This window comes from Acinetobacter venetianus RAG-1 = CIP 110063, assembly GCF_000368585.1.
Classification (GTDB): Bacteria; Pseudomonadota; Gammaproteobacteria; order Pseudomonadales; family Moraxellaceae; genus Acinetobacter; species Acinetobacter venetianus.
On record NZ_KB849558.1, the window covers coordinates 731196 to 748095 of the forward strand.

Here is a 16900-nt window from a genome sequence, read left to right on the forward strand (position 1 = left end):
TGTCTTTTTTTATTTATGTTTCATTTTGAATATATTGCTGCCGATATTGTTTAGGTGAAATTTCAAAAGTGCGTTTAAATGCTTGACTAAAAGCAGTTTCCGAAGAGTATCCAACCTTATTTGCAATTTGCTGAATAGAATAATTACTTTTACGGAGATATTGGCTCGCTAAACGCATTCGATGTTGTTGTAGATATGCTAGTGGCGATTCACCAATGACTTCATGGAATAAACTTGCAAACTTTGAGCGAGACATACAACATTGTTCAGCTAAAGTTTCTACTGTCCAAGCATCTTCAGGATGGTTGTGGATAGCGGCTAAACTATTGCTGAGTTCGGGGTGATTGAATGCACTCAGCCATCCTGATTGATCAGAAATTTGTTGAATATGATCTCGAATACACTTAATTAATAAAATATTTACGAGATGGTCAATAATAATATCTCGGCCTGCTTGAATATTTTGTGTTTCAAGGGCAAGAAAGTGCAAACCAATTTGTAACCATTCAGGCGTACTTGTATCTCCATGTTGTAGGTGTATTAAAGTTGGAAGCGCTTGAATAAAAGGACGTGCCATAAGTGTATCAATTTGACAGCGCACTGTTAATATTAAATTTTTCTCAGATGATTCAGTACCAAACTCGATAGCATCTTCTTTATGACCATCAAAAAATTTAGATATGTCTACAGCATTAACAAGCTTGGTAATGGCATTGTCAGCCCCTGTATGTGCTTTACCAGAAGGGATAACTACGATTTCACCCGCATTGGCTGTCAGACTATTTTGTCCATCAACCTGTATAAATACCGACCCAACTAAAACAATATGAACAATTAAAGCAGTTTGATCTTGGCAGATGAAACTCCATTCTCCTTGTGTTTTCAAGTAGATATATTCACTGTGGTTTAAATGAATATCGGCAAATATTTTACTTAAAGCATCCATATGATTTTTTATCGACGTGTTCATTTTAAATTATAGAGAGCTAATGTAATAACTCAATATGTGTTTTAAGGACAAAAACAGGGTGGATGATGCCAAAGACTTTCACATAGGTTTTTTGGACGCTTGCAACTGTAATGCATCTCATAATTCCTGAAAATATACATATATATACAAAGACATGGAAAAGATGATGAATGCGCCAGTAAATGTTGAGCAAGAACTTACGCCAGTAAGCATTCCAAAATCAAAAACTGAATTGGATCGTAAACGTTATTTATGGGCAATTAGCCCAGCTTTGCCTGTAATTGGTATCGGTATTTTAGCAGGCTATCAATTTGCTCCACGTCCTTTGAAAAAGATCTTTGCGCTAGGCGGCCCAATTGTTTTGCATATTGTTATTCCAACAATCGATACGATTATTGGTAAAGATGCAAATAATCCAACTGATGAAGACATTAAATTACTTGAAAAAGATCCTTATTACTCTCGTTTAGTAAAAAGCTTTATTCCATTGCAATATGCTGCAAATTTTTATGCATGCTATTTAACAAGTCGTAAAGAAACATCGTTTTTAGATAAGATTTTACTTGGTATTTCGATGGGTGCGATCAACGGTATTGCAATTAATACTGCGCATGAGCTTAGTCATAAGCATGATCGTATTGACCATATTTTATCGCATTTAGCACTTGTGCCAACGGGTTATAACCATTTCCGTGTTGAGCACCCATATGGTCACCATAAACGTGCTGCAACACCAGAAGATCCAGCATCTTCACAAATGGGTGAAACATTCTATGAGTTTTGGCCTCGTACAGTAATTGGTTCATTCAAATCAGCTGTAGAAATTGAAACTACACGTTTAAAACGTAAAGGTAAAGAATTCTGGTCTACAGACAATGAATTGTTGCAAGGGTGGGGCATGAGTGCTGCCTTTCATGGTTCTATGGTTGGTATCTTTGGTAAAGGTGTCATTCCATATTTAGCAACACAAGCATTCTATGGAATTAGCTTATTTGAAATCATTAACTATATTGAACACTATGGTTTGAAACGTCAAAAAGATGAAAATGGTAAATACCAACGTACCATGCCTGAACATAGCTGGAACAATAATAATATTGTGACTAACTTGTTCCTATATCAACTACAACGTCACTCTGACCATCATGCATATCCGACACGCCCATTCCAAGCATTGCGCCACTTTGATGAGGCACCAGAATTGCCAAGTGGCTATGCAAGTATGTTATTGCCTGCTTTGATTCCACCTTTATGGTCAAAAATGATGGATAAGCGTGTATTTGATCATTACAAAGGTGATTTAAATAAAGCGAATATTTATCCTAAACGTCGTGCAAAAATCTTTAAAAAGTTTGGTGTGGTTGATAAATCTTTAGAGCAAACTCAAGTAGAAGTAGTCGCTGAGTAATTTAAAGACATGATCAAATGAAAGCACTGCTTAGAAATGAGCAGTGCTTTTTTCTTGTATTAAATAAATTAAAAATCATCGGTTTCTCCATCTTGTTGTTGTATATCTATAGTTTTGATCTAACAAGAATTTTGCAGATTTAGATAATTCATGAGGCGATGATGACAAAACATTATGATTATATTGCGATAGGTGGCGGTAGTGGCGGCATAGCATCTGTAAATCGTGCAGCCATGTATGGAAAAAAATGTGCCTTAATCGAAAAGGGAGAAATCGGAGGTACATGTGTAAATGTTGGATGCGTACCTAAAAAAGTGATGTGGTATGCCGCGCATATAGCGGAGAGCATTCAAAAATATGCGCCTGATTATGGATTCAACACCCAAGTCGAATCTTTTAACTGGCAGACACTGGTCAAAAATCGCCAAGCTTATATTGATCGAATTCATCAATCTTATCAAAATAGCCTAAGTAATAATCAAGTCGATGTGGTTCAAGGGCCAGCAATTTTCATTGATAAAAATACAATTGAAGTAAATGGTGAGCGCCTAACTGCCGATCATATTTTAATTGCAACGGGTACTCAGCCCTCATTACCTGATATAGAAGGTGTTGAGTATGGTATTGATTCAAATGGTTTCTTTGAGTTATCCGCTTTACCTCAAACAGTCGCAGTTATTGGCTCTGGTTATATTGCTGTCGAGCTTGCTGGTGTGCTGAATACATTAGGGTCTCAGGTAGGCTTGTTTATTCGAAAGAATTTACCTGTACGACGATTTGATCCATTTCTGAGTGAAACTTTGGTCGACGTTATGCAAACGGATGGCATTACTTTACATACTCAAGCAACCCCAAAAAAAGTGACAAAAAATGCCGATGGTAAAGTAACTTTGCATCTAGAAAATGGTGAAGAACATATTGTTGATTGTCTCATTTGGGCAACAGGCAGAGAGCCGAATACTGCAAACTTAAATTTGGATAAAGCAAATGTCCAATTAGATGAGCGAGGTTATATCGCTGTCGATCAATTTCAAAATACCTCACAGGCAGGAATTTATGCTGTTGGTGACATTACTGGGAAGATGGAATTGACGCCTGTCGCTGTAGCAGCTGGTCGACGTTTATCTGAAAGATTATTTAATGATAAGCCAAATGAATATTTGGATTATGAGAATATTCCAACGGTTGTGTTTAGCCATCCACCTATTGGCACAGTTGGAATAACCGAACAAGAAGCAATTGAAAAATATGGTCAGCAAGCGGTGAAAATCTATAATTCTTCATTCACAGCGATGTACAGCGCGATTACTCAACATCGGCAGCCGACTAAAATGAAGTTAGTATGTGTTGGTGATGAAGAAAAAATTGTGGGTATTCATGGGATAGGATTTGGTATGGATGAAATCCTTCAAGGCTTTGCAGTCGCATTGAAAATGGGTGCGACCAAACGGGATTTTGATAATACTGTCGCTATTCATCCAACTTCAGCCGAAGAGTTTGTCACGATGCGATAGCGTTAAAATTCACGATACTATAAAAAAGGACGCCATTATAGACGTCCTTTTTATTTAACTTACTGAAATTATTTCAATTCACTAGATGATTTACCCAACTCACGACGAGCAATAATCAGTTGTTGAATTTGCTGTGTCCCTTCAAAAATATCGAGAATTTTTGAATCGCGTGCCCATTTTTCTAACAACTCATCTTCGCCATAACCAACACTAGCAGCAAGCTCGACGCATTTTAAAGTGATGTCATTGCCAACACGTCCAGCTTTTGCTTTTGCAATAGAGGCTTCTTTAGAGTTTGGCTTTTTATTGTCTGCCATCCATGTCGCTTTGATCATCAGCAGGCGAGCAGCTTCCCATTCTGCCTCCATGCGATAGATTTGTGCAGCTAGATTTGAAGTTTGTAAATAAGGGGTTTTATAGTCCGCATCAAGTTGGTCTTTAAAGATTTCTTTGATACGTTCCAAAGATGCTTTTGCACAACCAATTGCCATTGCAGCGACGAGTGGGCGTGTGTTGTCAAAAGTTTCCATGACACCAGCGAAACCTTTAGCCACGTCAATCTCAGGATTACCTAATAAATTAGCGGCAGGTACTCGGCAATCAATAAAACTAATCACAGCTGTATCAGAAGCTTTGATCCCTAGTTTATGTTCAAGACGCTCAACTTTCATACCAGCCGTACCTTTAGGTACAACGAATGACTTAATTGCAGCACGGCCAAGCTTTTTATCGAGTGTTGCCCAAACGACGACTGAATCAGCACGTTCACCAGAGGTAACGAAGATTTTTTCACCATTGAGGATATAATCATCACCATCTTTCGTTGCTGTTGTGCGAATAGCAGCCGAATCAGAACCACAACCTGGCTCTGTAATTGCCATCGCTGCCCAAGTTCCTTTGAAACGCTCGAGTTGTTCATCGTTGGCAACGGCTGCAATTGCCGAATTTCCTAGACCTTGACGTGGCATGCTAAGCAATAGACCTGTATCGCCATAGCACATTTCAATAATACCAAGTGCTGTTGACATATTATTGCCATTCTTATTTCCAGTCTCGGTTTCACCGCGTTTCCCTACGGCCGCGCCAGCATTAATACCTTCGCCACCTTCATTCATGCCATCAATTAAAGAGGCAAGCATGTCTAATTCTTTGGGATAGGCATGTTCAGCTTTATCGTATTTACGTGAAATAGGGCGTAACACATTCAACGCAACTTCATGTGCTTGATCGACCATCATTTTAAATTTTTTAGGACTTTGTAAGTTCATGTTGTGATCCTCTGATAGTCAATTAAGCATGTAAGCCAGAATGTAAGATAGCGGTTGCACGTAGATCACGATACCAGCGCTCTACAGGATGCTCTTTGGTAAAACCATGACCACCAAGAATTTGCACACCATCTGTACCCATTTTCATAGATTTTTCAGCACAAAGTATGCGAGCCAAATACGCTTCACGATGGAATGGTTTTCCAGCTTCTGCCAAACTTGCGGCATTGAGAACCAACATACGCATCGCATCAATTTCAATTGCCATGTCCGCGATCATGAAAGCCACACTTTGACGATGAGAAATAGGCTCACCAAAAGCAGTTCGCTCATTTGCATATTTGATACAGTACGCTTTGATCGCTTCACATGTACCAACGGCCATTGCGCACCACATTAAATTGCCAAGATCGACAAATGCCGTGTAATCAAAATCTGTATCACCCAAACGTAAAGCAGGGGTTTGATTGAATTGAAGTGTTGCTGTTTCTGTTGCTTTTAAACCCATTGCTGGATTTGCTTTGATTGAAAGGGTTTCATTGCATTGCACAACAAAAATATCAGGTTTACCGTTTAACTCAGCACTGACTAAGAAAACATCGGCTGTATCACCCAATATCACAAGGGTCTTTTCACCATTAATGAAAAACTGACCATTTTGTTCGGTTGCAGTGGTTTTAAGCTGAAATGGATTGAACGCTGGTGTTGCTTCTTGAAATGCAAATGTTGCAGTGATATCTGTATCTTCAGCAAAACAAGGCAGATACATAGATTGAACTTGAGTTGAACCCCAACGTGTAATTGCATTAATGACGCTAAATGTGCTGAGTAAACCAGATGTTAAGCTAAAATCACCTTTAGCTAGGCTTTCAGCAATCAAGATATTGCTGACAATATTTTGTTCTGATGCAACGCCACCTAAAGCTTCTGGTAAAGCGTAATAATTGAGTCCAAGATCAACTAAATGCTGCCAGAGTTCTTCAGGAAATTGCGCATTATGATCTGCATCATGTGCGAGGCTATATAACACTTCTTCAGCGAACTGTGACATTGCATCACAGGTCATTTGCTGTTCTTCAGTTAAGCCAAGGTCAAATAAATTTTTATTGATTTGATTTGGGAGACGTTGCTTATCAATTGGTTGTGGCTTAAATGCTTTCTGAGTTTTGGTGAGTACCTTAAAACCAGTTTTTGAACCTTGATATAATGATTTTTCAACAAATTTTCTTAATTTGAGTTGATCAAGAACTTCGCTTCCTGCGATTTTGGTAATTAAAGATAGCCCGAAGCCTTGAGCCTTATTCATCATATTCGACATGACTTTATCCTAGAGGATGGTTGTAAAATTATGCTGACATGCTCTAAGTAAAAAAACTATGTCTTCTTTGACGTGCTGTTTTGAGAATGATAAAGGGTGATTTATGGATAGGTTGTTTTATAAGTATATATTTTTAAAAGATTTAAAAAAAATATGAAAAAATTGAACTCAAAAAAATTGACCAAACTGACAAATCAGATTGGTCAAAATGACTTTCTAGTGAAAATTATGCAAATTGACGAATCATTTTGCGAACATTGGTCTTTGCTTCAATGACCGTCATGAAGGTATAAGCACCAATAAATTTACGGCTAATAAACATAAATTCTTTAGGTGGAACTGAGAAATAGCGAGAAGCCATAGACTGCGCAGCTTGTTGCATGACTCTGCTATGTAATTGGCTTTTTTTCCAATCATAACGATCTTGTTCATCCATTACGCCAGCTGGCATATCAGGATTATTGCTCGGGCAACTAAATGCTTCTGTCGCGATTAGAAAAACATCAGCCATCCCAGGTTTAATACTTTCTGGCATTCCATCAAAGAATTCATAACCTGTCATTGCTTTAACCATCGCTGTTTTATCGTGGTCATATCCTGCATGAATCAGATTTCGAGCAACCGTAAGTAAATTGTCGTCGAATTGGCGAATTGCGCCAAAATCGAGGAGAACGATTTGATCTTTTAGATCATCACCATTGCCAAGACGAACAAGATAGTTTCCGAAATTCGGGTCAGTTTGCATTTCACCCCATTCAAACAGCTCTCGAACTGCAATTTCAAGCGAAGCTTCACCCAGTTGATTACGGCGTTCTTGAGGCAATGAAAGCATGACAGGGCTATTAATCGGCACACCACGCTCAAAAGTCATACATAGAACTTTTTCAGCACAGAATTCATCAACAATTTGAGGCACGATATAGCGTGGATCATCATTCAAGCGTTCAGCAAAACGGCGTGTTGTCGCTGCTTCAATATCGTAGTTGACTTCACGATGCATCATTTCACGGACCTCATCAAACCACTGATCAAATTCACGAGTTTGCGGCACCATACGGGTAAGCTTCAGCATGTTCTTGAATAGATTCATATCTGAATCAATCGCTTCTGCGACACCCGGATATTGAATTTTTAAAACAAGCTCTAATCCATCTGATTTACGCGTTGCTCGGTGTACTTGCGCGAGGGAGGCAGTACCAATCGGTTCATGATCAATCGTTAAATCATCTAATTTAGAACCGAGTTGTTCCTGTAAATGACTTTTAATCGCAGGCCAAGCAAGGGCAACAGTTTGATTATTTAACGTATTGAGTGCTTGAGTGATTTCTTCAGGTAAGAAATGCTCACCATATAAAGCCATCATTTGTCCAATCTTTACGATTGAACCTTTTAATTTCCCAATTTCAGAAACTAAATAATGTGCTTGTTCAGCCATAGCTTTTTTACGTTTCTTCTCTTTTTCCTCTTCACTAGAGAAAAGGGAAGTAGCACTTGCAGTTGCCCAGCGTGTTCCAGCAAGTAAAGAGGCTTTAGCGATAGATAAGCGACGATCCACAGACGAGGTTTTTAGGTTCTTAAGCTTATCGTTCTGATCTGACATGAAAGAAAAATCCTATGCTGAAATCGGATGGTTGAAAGCCGAGAGATAAAGTGTAGAGGATATTACAGCTTTTGAACGTATTAAAATAGTTCAATCTCTTGAATTATCAGTCTAAATTTGTGAAATAGATCAACAATCTAAAATAGCCTAAGTAGATTTTTCATCCTAAATCTAGCTTAACTATACAGATGTCCTATATTTTAAACTGAATTTTCAGTACTGATTTACGCATTAATGCAGCGCGGTTGCTGTGAATATGTTTGATCAACATACGTTTCACATGACTGTGATGAAAGCCTAAGGCATGAGCTTTGACGATAATAATACTGGGTAATGTGAAGAAAAAATACTTCGTGTCATCTAAAGTCGCATTCTCAAAGATACCTTCCTCAATCAAAGTATTCCTTAGAAATTGTTTTTCAGCGTGAACGGTAGAAGATGATTCATCATTCCAATAGCTTTCTCGCATTGCCATTAAATTATTATGCTTGTAACTCATTAACTGATAGAGCCTATTCGTTTCACTATTAGAAAATATATGAGGTTCAAGATCGAGATATCAAGAATAGATTTATATCTAAAATAGCCTAAGCAAATTTAAGATTTTTTATAAATAATGCTACACTAATACCACTTATTAGATGAATTAAGAATAGTCCGAAAGAAAATGACACCTGCATGTAAATTACTGGAAAAAAATAAAATACCATTCTCAATTCATGAATATGAACATGATGCAAATGCCAAAAGCTTTGGCTTGGAAGCTGCTGAAAAATTAAATTTAAAAGTAGAAGAAGTATTTAAAACTTTAATGGTAACAGACGAAAAAAATTACTACGTTGCAGTACTGCCAGTGAATCATCAATTAAATCTAAAAAAAGTTGCAGTGGCAGTAGGGTGTAAGAAACTTCAAATGGCGAATCCTAAAGACGCTGAGCGATTAACAGGATACTTAGTCGGTGGGATCAGTCCATTAGGGCAGAAAAAGCGTTTAAAAACAGTAATTGATTTAACGGCGCAATCTCTTGAAAAAATCTATGTCAGCGGTGGGAAAAGGGGCTTAGATATAGGTTTGAACCCTCAGGATCTAGCAAAACTACTGGCAACTGATTTTTTTGATCTTTTAGACTAGAAAAATAATCTCTACAGACAATGTTTTTTAAGCTATTGTTATATTTGCTTTTTTAAATCTATAAAAACTATTGAGAATTATAAAACTATCATTTTATTTAATGAGAATAATGATCATGCTTTTGGGTGTTTTTTATACTTTTTTTAATTAAAGTTATTTGATTCAAGTATTTATATTTTATTTTTAATTTGTTTAATAAGGTTGAAAATGCAAATGATAATAATTATCATTGCTTAATCTTGATGATCACTTGTGGTGATTAAGATGTGTTGAGCGCTCAAACATTAGGAAAATAAATTCTACTCTTTCGATAAGAGGATACAGTCTGATGCAATCACTTGCCAATCGGCTGGCGATACAACATTTCGTCAATGCATACACGCAAGAAACTGGCAGAGGTCACTTACTCAATAAAAGTCAGCAGAGTCCCCATCAACAAGCGTTTAGCCAAGGTTTGACGCTGTTATCAGTTCCGATTCATTCTATCCAAGCCCAATGCGATTTCCCTTTAAGCTATGTCAGTCGAGTCGGGCGACATCGGTTACATGCTCTCCCACAAATTACGATTCAAGGACAGATTAAAACATTTAGCCCAGTTGCAATTGTAGGCTTACTGTTGGAAGAACTTGTCTTTGAATCATCAATTCCTTTAGATGCTGCTTCTCTAGTTGAAAAGTGGATTCAAAGTCGAGATGCACTACAGCAGTTTTTAGTACAGCGTGAACATGATTTTGATGATCTTGTGAAAGCAGGGCAAAGCTTTATTGAAACCGAACAAGCTTTGATTTTGGGGCATAGCATGCATCCCGCGCCTAAAAGTCGAACGGGTTTTGTGCATGAGGATTGGTTGAAGTTTTCGCCAGAACATAAGGGACAAACCCAACTGCATTATTGGTTCGTACATCAGGATTACATTGCTGAAGGATCTGCCACAAACGAGGAAATTTCCGAAGAGCTTAAAACAAATTTACAATGGTATCTGTCTGAAAATGATCTCAATCTATTAAAAACGCATACCGAATATAAGCTATTGCCTTTGCATCCTTGGCAAGCACGTTATTTGCAAAGCAAACCTTGGTTTGAACGACTCAAGCAAACGGGTCAATTGATTGATCTTGGTTTGCGTGGATGGCAATTTTTCCCGACAACATCGATTCGTACTTTAGCAAGCTTTAGTGCACCGTGGATGGTCAAACCTTCACTTTCTGTGATGATTACTAATTCAATCCGCGTTAATTTAGCAAAAGAGTGTCATCGTGGAGAGTTAACGCATCGTCTATGGCACAGTGAATATGGTCAGAATATTTTAAAACAATGCCCAAGTTTAAACGCAGTCAATGATCCAGCTTGGATGGCATTAAAAATAGATGATGAGGTCGTGAATGAAAGTATTTGTATTTTCCGTGATCAACCTTTCCATCCGCAGCAGCAAGTAACGTGTATTGCATCACTTTGCCAAGATCATCCAAGTAAGTCTTTAAATCGCTTTAATGCATTATTTGCAAAAATTGCAAAAACGCATTCAGACACTGATTTTTCTGAAATTGCGTTGGATTGGTTCAAGCGCTTCCTTGAAGTCAGCCTACAGCCATTGATGTATTTATATCATCGTTATGGTATGGCTTTTGAATCCCATCAGCAAAATGTGCTCTTAGAAATGGAAAATAATTTTCCAAAAACATTATGGCTACGTGACAATCAAGGTTTCTATTACATCGAAGAATTTGCCACTGAGATCTTAAAAGTATTACCAGAGCTAAAAGAGAAAGCGTTTGCGGTTGGACCTAAAGATTTTGTCGACGAGCGTTTTAGTTATTATTTCTTTGGTAATACTTTGTTTGGCATCATCAATGCAATTGGTGCAACGGGTTATATCACCGAAGATGAGTTGCTTGAGCATCTTAAAGGTTTCTTACAAGATTTATTGCAGCAGTATCCAGAAAGTACCTTATTGCAAGGTTTATTGTTTAATGAGACGTTGCCTTATAAAGGAAATTTACTCACGCGTTTACATGAACTTGATGAACTGATCGCACCTGTTGAGCATCAGTCTGTTTATGTGCAGCTGCAAAATCCACTGTTCGTAGAGCAGAAGGATGTGAGCTATGCTTGATTTTATTGGAATCGGGTTAGGACCTTTTAATCTGAGTTTGGCTAGCTTGCTGCATAATAAAAGCACATTGAACTATGCATTTTTTGAGCAGAAAGCTCAGTTTGACTGGCATGCGGGTATGCAGTTACCCAATACGGTCTTGCAAGTGCCGTTTATGGCTGATCTGGTGTCAATGGTTGATCCGACCAGCCCGTTTAGCTTTTTAAATTATCTGCGCCATCAGCAACGCTTATATAAGTTTTACTTTTTAGAACAGCCACATATTCCACGTTGTGAGTATAACGATTATTGCCAATGGGTTGCACAACAACTGGATTGTATTGAATACCAATCTCGTGTTTTGCAAATCGAGCCTCAAACCATTGGCTTTAAAGTGACGGTGGAATCCGAGGGTGTTCAGCACAGTTATTTATGTCGTCATTTGGTCATTGGAAGTGGTAATACGCCTTACTTGCCTGACTGTTTGACTAAAGTACAGCAACAGCAACCGCAAAAATGTCTGCACTCTGCACAGTATATGATGCATGTTGATACGGATTTACATGGCGATGTGGTTGTACTTGGTTCAGGGCAATCCGCAGCTGAAGTCTTTATTGATCTATTTGATCAGCAACAAGATAAAGAGAGCGTGAATCATCAGTTCGACCTGCACTGGTTTACTCGCTCTCAAGGCTTCTTCCCAATGGAATATGCTCCATTAGGGCTAGAGCATTTTAGCCCAGACTATGCACAACATTTCTATGCGTTGCCAACTGAGGAGAAAGAACAACAATTGCAGCAGCAGGCATTGTTATACAAGGGGATTAGTGCAAAGACCATCCGTGAAATCTATCAAAAATTTTATCACCGCAGCATTGCGGGTCAAGGTTTGCAGGCACATTTACATAGTCAATGTGATTTGAAAGATGCAGAAGTATTGGAGACGCAACAAATTCGATTGCATTTTCGACATCGTGCTACGACGCAAGCTTTCCATTTAGATTGTGATTTCCTTGTTGCCGCAACAGGTTATGTTACCCCTGACTTTGCTTTTATGCAGTTGCTGAAGCCTTATATTGAATTTGATCATAAACAGCGTTGGCAAATCACTGAAGACTATCGTGTTGTACATGATCTAAATGGTCATATTTTTGTCCAGAATCAAGAAATGCATAGCCATGGGGTCGGTACACCTGATTTAGGGCTTGGTGCTTATCGTGCAGCGACGATTATTAACCAGTTACTTGCTGAGCCTCTTTATGAATTAGGCGATCAAGCACAGACCTTCCAACATTTTAATCTCTCTCAAAATCCAAAGATTTGTATGGCAGATGACACATCGCAATCAAACGAGTGCCTTTGTGAAAATCCTGTCCATAAGAAGCATTCAATTTTCAAGAAAACAGAACCGAACGTTATGGCAGGACACCCGAATCGTCGTGGTGCTCATGCACGTACACAAACTGCATCTGTACATTCAACTTATGAGAAACTGATATGAACTTTGCAACTTTAAAAATTAATCAGCAACAATGGCGTGCCGCTGGGCAGCGGCTTATTGAAATGGCGATTGCAGAGTTTCTATATGAAGAAATTATTGAAGTTAAAGCATTGTCAGCAGGACGTTATCAGTTAGATCTGGGCAATCGTCAGTATGAGTTCCAAGGTCACCAATATCGACTTGGGCACTGGAATATTCAAGAAGGCTCTGTACGTGATGTAAGTCATGTTCAGCAGTGTGATCAGCCTGCTTGGAACTTGCATGAGTTTATTGTGGCAATGTCGGACAAATCAAATGTCAAGCCCTTTACCAAAGCCTATTTGATTAAGGAAATGAATAATACTTGGTTGGCAGAAGCGCATCTGTTTGATGAAACACGTTTACCAAGCACGGCGGTGCTGACCGAACCACATTATAAAGTGGAAGGCATGCTACGTGGTCATCCTTGGCTGATGATGAGCAAAGGTCGTATGGGCTTTGGTTATGATGACTATTTAAGTGCTGCGCCAGAGCTATCACCAGAAGTCAAAGTATTATGGTTAGCGGTACATCGTGACTTGGCTGAGTTTCGTAGTACAGAGCAGTGGAATGCCTGCGGTTTATACCAGCATGAATTTGATGCCAATGAGCTACAGCAGTTCAACAATACACTGAAAGAAAAGAATTTAGATCCGCAAAATTACTTTTTGATTCCTGTACACGCATGGCAATGGCATCAATGGTTGGTTCCAACCTATGCCAATGAAATTGTCGATCAAAAAATCATTGAGCTCAACATTAGCCAAGACAGCTATGTCCCAATGCAATCCATTCGGACTTTATGTAATACATCTAACCTACAACGTCATTACATTAAGCTGCCAGTCAGTATTTTTAATACCGCTGTTTATCGTGGACTCCCTTCAAAACGTAATCTAGCAGCGCCAGCAGTGACTGCATGGTTAAAACAAATCCATCAGCAAGATCAAGATTTACAAAAAACGGGTGTGATTTTCTTGGGAGAAGTGGCGACTTTAACCATCCACCAACCTTGTTTTGACCAAATCGAAGGTGCACCGTATCAATTTAAAGAATTATTTGGTTGCTTGTGGCGTGAAAGTGTCGATCGCTATGTTGATCCATCGCAGCAAGTGCTTTCTCAAGCAGCGTTATTACACCGAGATATTTCAGGTCAGTCGATTCTAGGCGTGCTGATTCAAGCCTCTGGTCTCAGTCCTTTGGCATGGTTAGCACAATTTGCCCAAGTTTGTCTCAGCCCATTGTTGCTTTGTCTATATCGTTATGGTTTGGCATTTTCTCCACACGGCGAAAATACCATGTTGGTACATGAAAATGGTGTGCCTAAAGCATTGGTGCTGAAAGATTTTATTGATGATATCAATTTGGTGGATGAGGATTTCCCTGAGTTAGCGCAATTACCAGTCGAAGCAGATTTATTGCTACGCCATGAAGCGACAGATTTAAGTCATTTTATTTTCACAGGGTTATTTATGGTGCATTACCGTTATATCTGTAATGTGTTTGTACAAGATTATCCTGAATATTCAGAAATTGACTTCTGGCAGACTATTTCTAACAGCATTGTTGCGTTTCAGCAGCAGCATCCAGAACTGGCTGAACGTGCTGAAAAATTTGCGATGTTGCGCCCAAGTTATACCAAGATTTGTTTGAACCGTGTTCGTTTATTTACCACCAGTTATAACGATGAAGCAGAACGTCCAGTACCTGTTTTTCTTGATCCAATTGCAAATCCAGTCAGCCCTGAAACATTGGCTGAATGGTCAGCTCAACAAGCGAAGTCCAAAGCGGGTTAAGTGTTTTTCTAAGTTTATAAAGGTTCGATATGAAAACGATCTCTCAACAGTTACCAGATTACTTTGAATATTATGAAGAGGGCACGCAATACTATGTGCGCCAAGTGCAATATCCTCAAGATATTGCTTTGTTACACCAGTGGATGCATGAACCGCATGTGATTCCGCAGTGGCAATTGAATAAGTCAGAGCTGGATTTACAGGTTTACTTTGACAAGATGCTAGCAGATGACCATCAGCGTTTATTGATTGTCGGTGTGGATGGTCAGGATGTGGGTTATACCGAGATTTATGAGGGCAAGCGAGATCGTCTAGGTCGCTATTATGATGGTGATGACAATGATCTCGGCTGGCATTTGTTGTTTGGTGATAAGTCAGTGTTTGGTAAGGGTTTCTTACGTCCAACCATTCGTTTGCTCAGCTTTTATATTTTTGAACATTCGCAGGCAAAAAAAATCGTGGGTGAACCTGACCATACCGTCAAACCTTATGCTGCGGTGGTCGAGGATCTTTGCTATGATGCCCAAGGTCTTATTCCAATGCCAGAAAAAACGGCGATGTTATATTACTGTTTTAGAAAGACTTTTTATAATAAGTTTGGTGAATATTACCAGCAATCACAACAACAGCTAGCGGATCAGCCAGCCACAATACTGAGTGTTACATGAGTTTATCGATCAATGAGATGCACATCTTGGACATGCGCTTTGCAGCGCATGTCTCAGTAGCAGAGTTTGAACAATGGTTAATGCATATTCAACAATATTTTGAACAAAAAAGAAGTTTTGTGTTGATTATGCAAACCGATGTAAATACAGAATTTCCAGAAGAATATCGGGCGATTCAGGGGAAATGGTATAAACAATATAAACAAGATTTTTATCAATATTGTTTAGGTCTTGCCCGAATTGCTCAAGATGAAGCAGATCGTATTCGATTAGACACGCCAGCGTTGCAAAAAGCGTGGCATGTTCCGTATTTTGTCAGTTTAGAAAAGACCGATGCCGTGCAATGGGCGATGCAGAGGTATTTATGAATCAACAGACAAAACCTGAGCAAGCTTTGCCATTCAAAACAGTCTCTGCACTGAGTTTATCCGTGGTGGTGGTGCTCTACCTTGCACATGCCTTGCCACTTTATTTTTACAACGTTGCCTTACCTGCAATTCTGCGTCATCAAGGGATCGATCTACGCTGGATTGGCATGTTGTCACTACTCTATATCCCTTGGGCATTCAAATTCTTTTGGGCACCCTTAATTGATCGTTTTTACTTAAAAAAACTCGGAAAGCGTAAGACTTGGTTGCTATTTACCCAAATCGCCTTGGTCATCGGCGTCGTGGCTTTAGCCTTCACTCAGTTTGATTATGGTCTAGGTGTATTTGTCATTGTAGGGCTTTGGATTTCAACCTTTGCTGCAACCCAAGACATCGCCATAGATGGCTATACCGTCGAAACTTTTTCTGAGTCTGAATATCGGTTCGGCAGTATGGCGCAAAGCATTGGTGTTGCGCTCGGCAGTATGGTCGGTGGTGCTGCAACTTTATGGTTATACCAACTTTATGGCTGGCAAACTGCATTGATTTCCTTAGCTGCAATGACAGCACTGACCATGTTGGCAGTGTTTCAAACCAAAGAGAAATCAACTTCTGAAAAGATCGCGAAACAGCCACCAAGTCTTATCCGTGCTTTTAAGCGTCCTGAGATGTTATGGGCTTTGGCATTAATTGTCTGTTATCGCGTGGTCGAAGCACCTGCTATGGCAATGCTCAATCCAATGTTGATTGATCAAAAATGGTCATTGGCACAAATTGGCGTACTCATGTCTGTGATCGGTGCGGGTATTGGTTTATTGGCGGCAGTAACCGCCGCATTCCTATTAAAAAAAATAGCCGCAACACGCTTACTGATTTGGGCTGGCTGGGCGCGCAGTTTGGTCTATCTATTACTGGGTGTCGCCGTTTTACTGAGCTGGTTTAACCAGTGGCATATGTTATTGGGGCTATTTGTTGTGGTTATTTTGGCGATTCGTTATATCGCGATGACCGCTTTATACGCGCATTTCATGCATACCAGCTCTAAAGAACAAGCAGGCACGGACTTTACCATTTTGGTCTGTTTTGAGCTGCTGGTTTATTTCATTGGCGGTGCAATGTCTGGCTTTTTAGCAAAAGCTTTTGGCTATGGAAATTTTTATCTCATTTTAGCAGTAGCATCTGTTTTGAGCGTTTTGCTCAGTCAAGTGTTAATCCATAAAGCAAAACAAACGCAACAACTCACTTAG

Annotated in this window: 14 protein-coding genes; 9 read left to right on the forward strand and 5 right to left on the reverse strand. The window is 39.2% G+C overall.

All coding sequences use genetic code 11. From position 1 onward, the window contains the following. Positions 1–13: 13 nt before the first annotated feature. A complete protein-coding gene (locus tag F959_RS09055; protein ID WP_004879358.1) occupies positions 14–946 on the reverse strand; it encodes an AraC family transcriptional regulator in 933 nt (310 codons plus the stop codon). A 190-nt stretch (positions 947–1136) separates the two neighbouring features. Here F959_RS09055 and F959_RS09060 point away from each other — a divergent pair, with 190 nt between their 5' ends. Both F959_RS09060 and gorA read left to right on the forward strand, forming a co-directional pair. Next, positions 1137–2378 (forward strand): alkane 1-monooxygenase, encoded by a 1242-nt coding sequence (locus F959_RS09060; RefSeq protein ID WP_004879359.1) that lies wholly within the window; start codon positions 1137–1139, stop codon positions 2376–2378. Between the two features lie 161 nt (positions 2379–2539). Beyond that, on the forward strand, positions 2540–3892 hold the full coding sequence (gene gorA / locus F959_RS09065) for a glutathione-disulfide reductase (protein WP_004879360.1): 1353 nt from the start codon (positions 2540–2542) through the stop codon (positions 3890–3892). A gap of 68 nt (positions 3893–3960) precedes the next feature. Here the strand turns inward: gorA and F959_RS09070 are convergent, their stop codons facing one another. The 4 genes from F959_RS09070 to F959_RS09085 form a co-directional block, all read right to left on the reverse strand. Further along, entirely contained in the window at positions 3961–5160 is a 1200-nt protein-coding gene (locus F959_RS09070) for an acyl-CoA dehydrogenase family protein (protein WP_004879362.1), read from the reverse strand. 22 nt (positions 5161–5182) lie between these two features. Beyond that, entirely contained in the window at positions 5183–6469 is a 1287-nt protein-coding gene (locus tag F959_RS09075; RefSeq protein WP_171056607.1) for an acyl-CoA dehydrogenase family protein, read from the reverse strand. A 235-nt stretch (positions 6470–6704) separates the two neighbouring features. Continuing rightward, positions 6705–8078, reverse strand: coding sequence for an ABC1 kinase family protein (locus F959_RS09080; protein WP_004879365.1), 1374 nt, complete (start codon positions 8076–8078; stop codon positions 6705–6707). 193 nt (positions 8079–8271) lie between these two features. Next, positions 8272–8577, reverse strand: a complete 306-nt coding sequence (locus F959_RS09085) for a hypothetical protein (RefSeq protein WP_004879367.1) — start codon at positions 8575–8577, stop codon at positions 8272–8274. A gap of 168 nt (positions 8578–8745) precedes the next feature. On the opposite strand from F959_RS09085, the gene ybaK reads away from it, so the two are divergent. The 7 genes from ybaK to F959_RS09120 all read left to right on the forward strand — a co-directional run bounded on the left by ybaK (position 8746) and on the right by F959_RS09120 (position 16900). After that, a complete protein-coding gene (gene ybaK / locus F959_RS09090) occupies positions 8746–9210 on the forward strand; it encodes a Cys-tRNA(Pro) deacylase (RefSeq protein WP_004879369.1) in 465 nt (154 codons plus the stop codon). Between the two features lie 328 nt (positions 9211–9538). Next, positions 9539–11323 (forward strand): IucA/IucC family protein, encoded by a 1785-nt coding sequence (locus tag F959_RS09095; protein ID WP_004879373.1) that lies wholly within the window; start codon positions 9539–9541, stop codon positions 11321–11323. Further along, complete coding sequence (locus F959_RS09100; RefSeq protein ID WP_004879374.1) at positions 11316–12803, forward strand: lysine N(6)-hydroxylase/L-ornithine N(5)-oxygenase family protein; 1488 nt, start codon at positions 11316–11318, stop codon at positions 12801–12803. Before F959_RS09095 ends, F959_RS09100 begins: the two co-directional genes overlap by 8 nt. Beyond that, the gene (locus F959_RS09105; RefSeq protein WP_004879376.1) at positions 12800–14617 is read left to right on the forward strand and encodes an IucA/IucC family protein; all 1818 of its coding nucleotides are present in this window, start codon (positions 12800–12802) and stop codon (positions 14615–14617) included. Before F959_RS09100 ends, F959_RS09105 begins: the two co-directional genes overlap by 4 nt. A 29-nt stretch (positions 14618–14646) precedes the next feature. Continuing rightward, positions 14647–15285, forward strand: a complete 639-nt coding sequence (locus F959_RS09110; RefSeq protein WP_004879377.1) for a GNAT family N-acetyltransferase — start codon at positions 14647–14649, stop codon at positions 15283–15285. Beyond that, entirely contained in the window at positions 15282–15653 is a 372-nt protein-coding gene (locus F959_RS09115) for a hypothetical protein (protein ID WP_004879379.1), read from the forward strand. Before F959_RS09110 ends, F959_RS09115 begins: the two co-directional genes overlap by 4 nt. Next, entirely contained in the window at positions 15650–16900 is a 1251-nt protein-coding gene (locus F959_RS09120) for an MFS transporter (protein ID WP_004879381.1), read from the forward strand. Before F959_RS09115 ends, F959_RS09120 begins: the two co-directional genes overlap by 4 nt.